Raw genomic sequence first — 6,265 nt, 5'->3', positions numbered from 1 at the left:
GGGTGAGGCGCAGACATGCAGCGCCTGGGGGGCCAGCGGGCGGGCCACCAGCGAGGAGTCCGTCAGCGGGCCGATGCGGACCGCGACGTCATAGCCGTCTTCCACGAGGTCCACCACCCGGTCGTTGAGGTCGAGGTCGATGATCACCTGGGGATAGGTCTGCAGGTAATCGGCGATGGCCGGCCCCAGATGCAGGGTCCCGAACGAGACGGGCGCGGCGATGCGCAGCCTGCCGGTGGGCTGGCTGCCTTGCGCCTGCAAGGCCAGGTCCAGTTCGGCCAGCTCGTTAAGCAGGGGACGCACGCGCTCATAGAAAGCGCGGCCCGCGTCCGTCAGGCTGAGTTTGCGGGTGCTGCGGTTGAGCAGGCGCACGCCATATTTTTCTTCCAGGAAGGCGATCTGCCGGGTCACGACGGATCGCGCGATGCCGGCGCGGTCGGCCGCAGCGGCAAACGAGCCCAGTTCCACGACCCTGGCGAAGGTCTGCATGGCGCCGTAGGTGTCCATATTGTTCCTGAATCGGCAATAACCATTTGCGATTTTCGCGGTTTATCTCCCGTTTTGGAATCGACAAAATGCGGCCATCGCTTTTGACGGCGATTCGATGGTTCCCTTGGAGATAACAATGATCGATACCCGCAGCGCGCCTTACGCGGCGTTTCTTCTGCGCCTGATGCTGGGCGTGATGTATTTGGCCCATGGCATGACCAAATGGTTGGTGTTCACCCTGCCCGGCACGGCGCAATTCTTCGCCAAGATCGGCTTCGCGGGCTGGCTGGCCTACCCGGTGACGTTTTTCGAGATCGTGGGCGGCGTCTTCCTGATCCTGGGCATCGTGCCGCGCTGGGTCGCCCTGGCGGGCGCCGTCCAGCTGCTGGTGGCCGCTTCGGTGCACTTCGGCAACGGTTGGGGTTTCGGCAACCCCGGCGGCGGCTGGGAATATCCGGTGTTTCTGGCCTTCTCCGCCCTGGTGCTGGCCCTGCTGGGCGATGGCAAGTTCGCCCTGGTCAGCAGCGGCCGCCGGGTCTAGGCCGGGCCACGAAGCCCAGCCGTCCGGGCAGGCCGGCTGCCTCGGCCGGGGCAAGCGGCGCCAGGCCGCCCAAGCCCCGCACGATCCGCGGGCTCTGCAGCGCCTCGGGCGCCTCCAGCAAGGGGCGGCCGTCGTCCAGCACAAGGCGATCCAGCACGGCCTGCAGATCCCGGTCATCGAGCAGGCCCGGCCCCAGGTCGGTCTCAGCCCAAAGCTGGCCGCTGTCGTCCAGCCACCAATGCCGGACAGTATGGACCGCGAGGCCGTTGTGGCTGACCAGGCCCCGGGCCCTGTCGTCCAGCCGCAAGATGTAGGGCGCGCCCGGCAGGTCGACATAGACCCGCTGCGGACCGTTCTGGAAAAACCAGCGGCCGGCCGCGTCGGCCGCGTAGTTGCGGTCCATGAAGGCCAGGATCTGGGGATTGGTGATGGCCTGGGCTGCGCCCTGGTCGGGATGCAGCCGCCAGCGTCCACGCTTGTCCAGCGACAGCCACCCGTAGACGGCGGGGACATCCGGCCAGCGTTGCAGGGCGTCTAATACGGCTTGGTCCATGATGAGCGGCTAAGCGGCGAGAGGCCGCGCCGGGACATTATAGGCAAGCGCTCAAGGCCGGATGACGATGGGCGGCGGCTGGATGACGATGGACGGCGCCATATAGGCGGGCTGCGGATAGACGACCTGGGGATAGACCGGCTGCACGTAGGCCGGCTGGCACTTGCGCTTTTCCTTGTACTCGCCGTTGCGCTTCCATTTGCGCTCCACCTTGCAGGCCCCGTCCCAGTACTTTTGTTTGTACTCGCCGCCACGATGGTAGCGATGGTCATCGGCCCGCGCGGGCGTGGCCGATAGCGCAACCAGCATGGCCAGCATCGCGCCGGGCAGGACGCGGCGCCAGGTCGGCTTGGTGATTTTCATGGTGTTCATGTTCTTGTCAGTAACGGGGCCACCATAGCAAGCCGGGGGCGGATATATGGCTGCCAGCGGTAGGCAAGCGTAAGCAAATGCGATGGGCTCGCCGCCTCCGCGCGGCGGGTGTTACGCCTGGTTGCTCGATCTATCCGGTTTTCGGCCTTACGCCTGCGCGGGCAGCCGGTGGATGTATACGCTGCGGCGTCGTTCATTTCGCGCCGAGGGTGCCATGGTCCGTTATCCCGCCAACAGAATCCAGCCCAACATCTGCCTGTCGCTCAGCACGGAATGGCTGAGCCAGATGACGTTGGGCGAGGGGCAGGGGCAGGTATGGTGCGCCCGGGCGCATGCCGCCGCGCCGGATGATGCGTTCTACCAGCGCCACCTACAGGAGCAGGACGAATTGACTGGTGTTTCCCTCATGAAGCAGTTGCGCCTCCAGCAAGCGGTCCTGAAGGCTGGCTTCGCCCAGCGCTATCCGGCCGAAGCCGCCCGGATGCTGGAAGCCTCCCGTCCCGTCGTGGACGAGCTCGCCAATTTCACGTATACCAAGGTCCGGCTGCTGCGCCTGCGCCGCATGAGGGTCGCGCGGGGCAGTTATGAAGGCACCTCGCTGGAAATGGTGCAATCGGAATTCATGCGCCTGGACGAAGTCCCCCGCTATTATCTGGTCAGCGTCAGTGTCGGAACGCGGGGTTCGCATGCCATCGGCGTGGTCAGCAGCAAGCGCCAAGGGCGTTTTTCGCCCGGCGGCCACATGTATTACTACGATCCCAATCTGCGCAGCGTGGTGCAGCTGCGCTCGCGCAGCGACCTGAACGACCTGCTGGCCGCGGCCGTCCAGGGCGACTACGGGCCGATAGGCAAGATCTGGGAGCTGGTCCGGGCCTAGGGCCAATGAAAAACCCCGTTCGGAAGAAGCCGGAACGGGGTTTGGGATTTGGAGGCGCAAGCCGGAATCGAACCGACGTACACGGATTTGCAATCCGCTGCATAACCACTCTGCCATTGCGCCGGCAGTGCAAAAACGCTGCTGCAAGAAAAAAGGAAGCAAGGGCTAGATGCCTTAAGCTTCCCTTTTGAATTTGGAGCGGGAAACGAGTCTCGAACTCGCGACCTCAACCTTGGCAAGGTTGCGCTCTACCAACTGAGCTATTCCCGCAGGGCTTCGTGTTCAACGAAGAAAAGAATTATACACATTTTTTGGGCACGTGTTCAAGTGGGCGTTTCCAGATGGCGCATGGCCTGGGCCAGTTCGTCGGCCGAGAGGTCGCGCGCGATCACGACCAGGGCGCCGGCCTGCGGCGCCGCGTCCTGGCCGGCCAGGGGCTCGGGCGCGTTGAACAGATGGTGCACGCCATGGACGGCCCGCAGCGAGCCGTCGCGCCAGCGCAGGAGGCCCTTGACGCGCAGCAGGCGTTCGCCCATGTGCTGCTGCAGATAGCGCACCCAGCGCGCATAGGCCTCCCACCCGATGGGCCCGGTCTGCCGCCACACATAGGAGGCAATGCCATAGCGCAACACGTGCGCGATGGGCGTGGCCGGGCCGGCGGCCTGCGCGGGCAGGGCATCGAGATGGCCGGCCTGCAGGTCCTCGAACAGCGCCGGCGCGCTGCTGCCAATGTTGTCCGGCGTCGTGGCCAGCACGCCCGCGGTGGGATTGCGCGCGGCCAGAAGCTGGCGGGCGGCGGCCACCGCCTGCGGCGCAGCGACATCGGTCTTGGTGAGCGCGATGCGGTCGGCGATGGCGATCTGGGTGGCCGCCTCGCGGTAGTCCTGCACCGATTGCACGCCATGCACGGCGTCCAGCGTGGCGACCGCGCCGGCAAAGCGGTAGTGGCGCGCAATCAGCGTGTCCGAGGCCAGGGTGTTGATCACCGGCCCGGGGTCGGCCAGGCCGGAGGTCTCGACCACGACACGCGCGAACGGCGGCAGTTCGCCGCGCTGGCGTCGGTAGTACAAGGACTCCAGCGTCTCGGCCAGCGAGCTGCTGGAGGCGCAGCACAGGCAGCCCGAATCCAGCAGCACCGCGTCGCTGTCATCGGCCTGGCCCAGCAAGAGATGGTCCAGGCCGACCTCGCCGAATTCATTGATGATGACGGCGGTGTCCTGGAAGGCAGGGCTGTGCACCAGGCGGGAGAGCAGGGTGGTCTTGCCGCTTCCCAGAAAACCGGTCAACAAATAGACCGGCAGGGCGGTCGCCGCGTTCATGGCATCAATCGGCCTTGGGGGCGGGCAGGGCTCGCAGATAGTCCTGCACTTCGACGCTGGGGATGACGTCGGCGTATTTGCAGTTCAGGTCGAACAGGCTCATGGCGTGGCTGGACTGGAAGCGGTCGAACGCGCATTCCTCGGGGATGATGACCTTGAAATTATAGGAATAGGCATCGACCGTGGTGGCGCGCAGGCAGCCCGAGGAGGTGCAGCCCACCAGGATCAGCGTGTCCACATCCAGGAAGTTCAGGTGGCTCATGAAGATGGTGCCGAAAAAGCACGACGGCTTCTGCTTGGTGATGCGGATGTCCTGCGGGCGCGGCGCCAGGGGCTCGACGGTCTGCGTGGCATGGGTGTCGGCCAGCACGGTCTTTTCCCCGCCGCGATGGTTCTTGCCCACTTGCACGCCGCTGTCGAGCAGGTCGGCGCGGCGGCCGCTTTCGGTATAGAACACCGGGATGTTCTTCTCGCGCGCCAGCTCCAGCAGGGGCACGATATGTTCGACGGCTTCCCAGGCTTCTCGGCCGCAATGAGTGCGGTATTGCTTCAGCCCTTCGAGAATGTCCTGGGGCGTGTCGCCGCAGAAGTTGTATTGGACATCGATGATGAACAGGGCGGGGCGTTTGCCGAAGCCGCCGCGCTTGCCGTAGCCGGCCTGGGCCAGCACCTGCTTGTCGCGCTCGGTCAGAAAGTCGTCCCAGATGCGTTTCTTGGTTTCGCTCATGTCGGTTCCTGCGGAAAAATCAAAATCGGTTGAGATAGCGGCCGCCGGGCTCGGCGCGCGCCTGGTCGGTGATGCGGCCGTCCAGGGCGATGGTGCGCCCGCGCACCAGCGTGCGCACCGGCCAGCCCTTGAGGGTCATGCCTTCATACGGCGAGTAGTCGGAGTTTGATTCCAGCGTGGCCGGATCGACCACGCGCTCCAGGTCCGGGTCGACCACAACCAGGTCGGCATCCTTGCCGATCTCGATGCTGCCCTTGCCGGGCATGCGATAGATGCGCGCGCTGTTCTCGGCGGCGACCTTCATCAGGGTCTCCAGCGGCACGCCGCGGCGGTGATAGCCTTCATGCAGCAGGATGGGCAGCATCAGGCCGGTGCCTGGGAAGCCATTGGTGGCCGCCCAGATGTCCTTGTCCTTGGTGACGCGCTTGCGCGGGACATGGTCGGTGCCGATGGTGGTGATGGATCCGTCCAGCACGCCTTCCCACATGGCTTCCACGTCGTCCTGGCCGCGCACCGGCGGGTTGACCTTGGCATAGGTGCCGGCCGGGGACTCGTCATTCAGGAAGAGATAGTGCGGGCAGGTCTCGACATAGATCGGCGGGGCGCCGGGCGTGCGCCGGTGGCGGCGCGCCTCGTCCAGGGCCTCGCGGCTGCTCAGGTGCACGATGTTGACGGCCGCGCCCACCTTGTTGGCGAAGTAGCACACGCGGTGCACGTTCTCGGCTTCCAGGAAATCGGGGCTTTGCTCGTTCCAGGCCTTCAGGTCATCGCGGCCGGCCGCGCGCAGCGGATCGCGCAGCACCGGGATCACTTCGACGTTTTCGCAGTGCACGCCCATGATGGCGCCAGGGATGGCCGCCGTGGTCTTGAGCGCCGAGTACAGCAGCCCGTCGTCGATGTCGGTAAAACCCTTGGACAGCCCCGCCGCGCCCTTGTACATCATGTAGAGCTTGTACGAAGACACGCCAAAGCGGCGCGATATGTCTTCCAGCGTGTCCACGTGCAGGTGGCTGGTGATGCCGAAATGAAAGCCGAAGTCCACGCAGCTCTGGGCCAGCGCGCGCTCGCGCACCGCGTCGAAAGACTCGCGGATGTCGGCCGACCGGTGGAAGGACAGCACCGAGGTCGTGCCGCCCAGCGCGGCGAAGCGCGATTCGGTCTCGAAGTCTGTCTCGGGCGAGCCGAAACCGAAATGCACGTGCGGGTCGATCAGGCCGGGCAGCACCCACAGTCCCTGGCAGTCGATGGTTTCGCGCGCCGCGGGGGCATCGCCCGGTTCGGCGATCAGCACGATGCGCCCGTCGCGCACGCCCAGGATGCCTTCGGTCAGGCCCTGGCCGGGCAGCATCAGTCTTGCGTTGATAAGTACGAGGTCCAGCATGGTTGT

Annotated in this window: 8 protein-coding genes and 2 tRNA genes; 2 read left to right on the top strand and 8 right to left on the bottom strand. The window is 65.5% G+C overall.

Annotated elements, in window-relative coordinates; all coding sequences use genetic code 11:
* Positions 1 to 507, bottom strand: a 507-nt coding sequence (locus AXA74_RS03680; RefSeq protein WP_162266974.1) for a LysR family transcriptional regulator, incomplete at its 3' end; no start/stop codon positions are given.
* Between the two features lie 118 nt (positions 508 to 625).
* On the opposite strand from AXA74_RS03680, the gene AXA74_RS03675 reads away from it, so the two are divergent.
* Positions 626 to 1,030: a DoxX family protein gene (locus AXA74_RS03675; RefSeq protein ID WP_029578989.1), complete on the top strand. Its 405-nt coding sequence runs from the start codon at positions 626 to 628 to the stop codon at positions 1,028 to 1,030.
* Here AXA74_RS03675 and AXA74_RS03670 read toward each other — a convergent pair.
* Positions 1,008 to 1,583, bottom strand: coding sequence for a DUF2946 family protein (locus tag AXA74_RS03670; protein WP_032977827.1), 576 nt, complete (start codon positions 1,581 to 1,583; stop codon positions 1,008 to 1,010). The genes AXA74_RS03675 and AXA74_RS03670 overlap by 23 nt on opposite strands.
* A gap of 51 nt (positions 1,584 to 1,634) precedes the next feature.
* Positions 1,635 to 1,955, bottom strand: a complete 321-nt coding sequence (locus AXA74_RS03665) for a hypothetical protein (RefSeq protein ID WP_032977824.1) — start codon at positions 1,953 to 1,955, stop codon at positions 1,635 to 1,637.
* Positions 1,956 to 2,169: 214 nt separating this feature from the next.
* On the opposite strand from AXA74_RS03665, the gene AXA74_RS03660 reads away from it, so the two are divergent.
* Positions 2,170 to 2,832, top strand: a complete 663-nt coding sequence (locus AXA74_RS03660; protein WP_032977821.1) for a hypothetical protein — start codon at positions 2,170 to 2,172, stop codon at positions 2,830 to 2,832.
* 49 nt (positions 2,833 to 2,881) lie between these two features.
* On the opposite strand, the gene AXA74_RS03655 is transcribed toward AXA74_RS03660, so the two are convergent.
* From AXA74_RS03655 to AXA74_RS03635, 5 genes are all read right to left on the bottom strand, one after another.
* Positions 2,882 to 2,955: transfer RNA gene (locus AXA74_RS03655), tRNA-Cys, on the bottom strand.
* Positions 2,956 to 3,026: 71 nt separating this feature from the next.
* A tRNA-Gly gene (locus AXA74_RS03650) sits at positions 3,027 to 3,102 on the bottom strand.
* A gap of 53 nt (positions 3,103 to 3,155) precedes the next feature.
* Positions 3,156 to 4,151: a CobW family GTP-binding protein gene (locus AXA74_RS03645; protein WP_032977817.1), complete on the bottom strand. Its 996-nt coding sequence runs from the start codon at positions 4,149 to 4,151 to the stop codon at positions 3,156 to 3,158.
* 4 nt (positions 4,152 to 4,155) lie between these two features.
* Positions 4,156 to 4,878, bottom strand: a complete 723-nt coding sequence (locus tag AXA74_RS03640; protein WP_029578994.1) for an isochorismatase family protein — start codon at positions 4,876 to 4,878, stop codon at positions 4,156 to 4,158.
* Between the two features lie 19 nt (positions 4,879 to 4,897).
* Positions 4,898 to 6,259: a dihydroorotase gene (locus tag AXA74_RS03635; RefSeq protein WP_032954854.1), complete on the bottom strand. Its 1,362-nt coding sequence runs from the start codon at positions 6,257 to 6,259 to the stop codon at positions 4,898 to 4,900.
* Between the last annotated feature and the right edge of the window lie 6 nt (positions 6,260 to 6,265).

Source organism: Bordetella hinzii LMG 13501 (assembly GCF_001548475.1).
GTDB lineage: Bacteria > Pseudomonadota > Gammaproteobacteria > Burkholderiales > Burkholderiaceae_B > Bordetella > Bordetella hinzii.
This window is presented reverse-complemented; position numbering and strand designations above follow the sequence as displayed.

What these genes read in the sequence shown, in the direction of transcription:
- AXA74_RS03675 (WP_029578989.1), top strand. Translation starts at nt 626, where the DNA reads ATGATCGATACCCGCAGCGCGCCTTACGCGGCGTTTCTTCTGCGCCTG.
- AXA74_RS03670 (WP_032977827.1), bottom strand. Translation starts at nt 1,583, where the DNA reads ATGGACCAAGCCGTATTAGACGCCCTGCAACGCTGGCCGGATGTCCCC.
- AXA74_RS03665 (WP_032977824.1), bottom strand. Translation starts at nt 1,955, where the DNA reads ATGAACACCATGAAAATCACCAAGCCGACCTGGCGCCGCGTCCTGCCC.
- AXA74_RS03660 (WP_032977821.1), top strand. Translation starts at nt 2,170, where the DNA reads ATGGTCCGTTATCCCGCCAACAGAATCCAGCCCAACATCTGCCTGTCG.
- AXA74_RS03645 (WP_032977817.1), bottom strand. Translation starts at nt 4,151, where the DNA reads ATGAACGCGGCGACCGCCCTGCCGGTCTATTTGTTGACCGGTTTTCTG.
- AXA74_RS03640 (WP_029578994.1), bottom strand. Translation starts at nt 4,878, where the DNA reads ATGAGCGAAACCAAGAAACGCATCTGGGACGACTTTCTGACCGAGCGC.
- AXA74_RS03635 (WP_032954854.1), bottom strand. Translation starts at nt 6,259, where the DNA reads ATGCTGGACCTCGTACTTATCAACGCAAGACTGATGCTGCCCGGCCAG.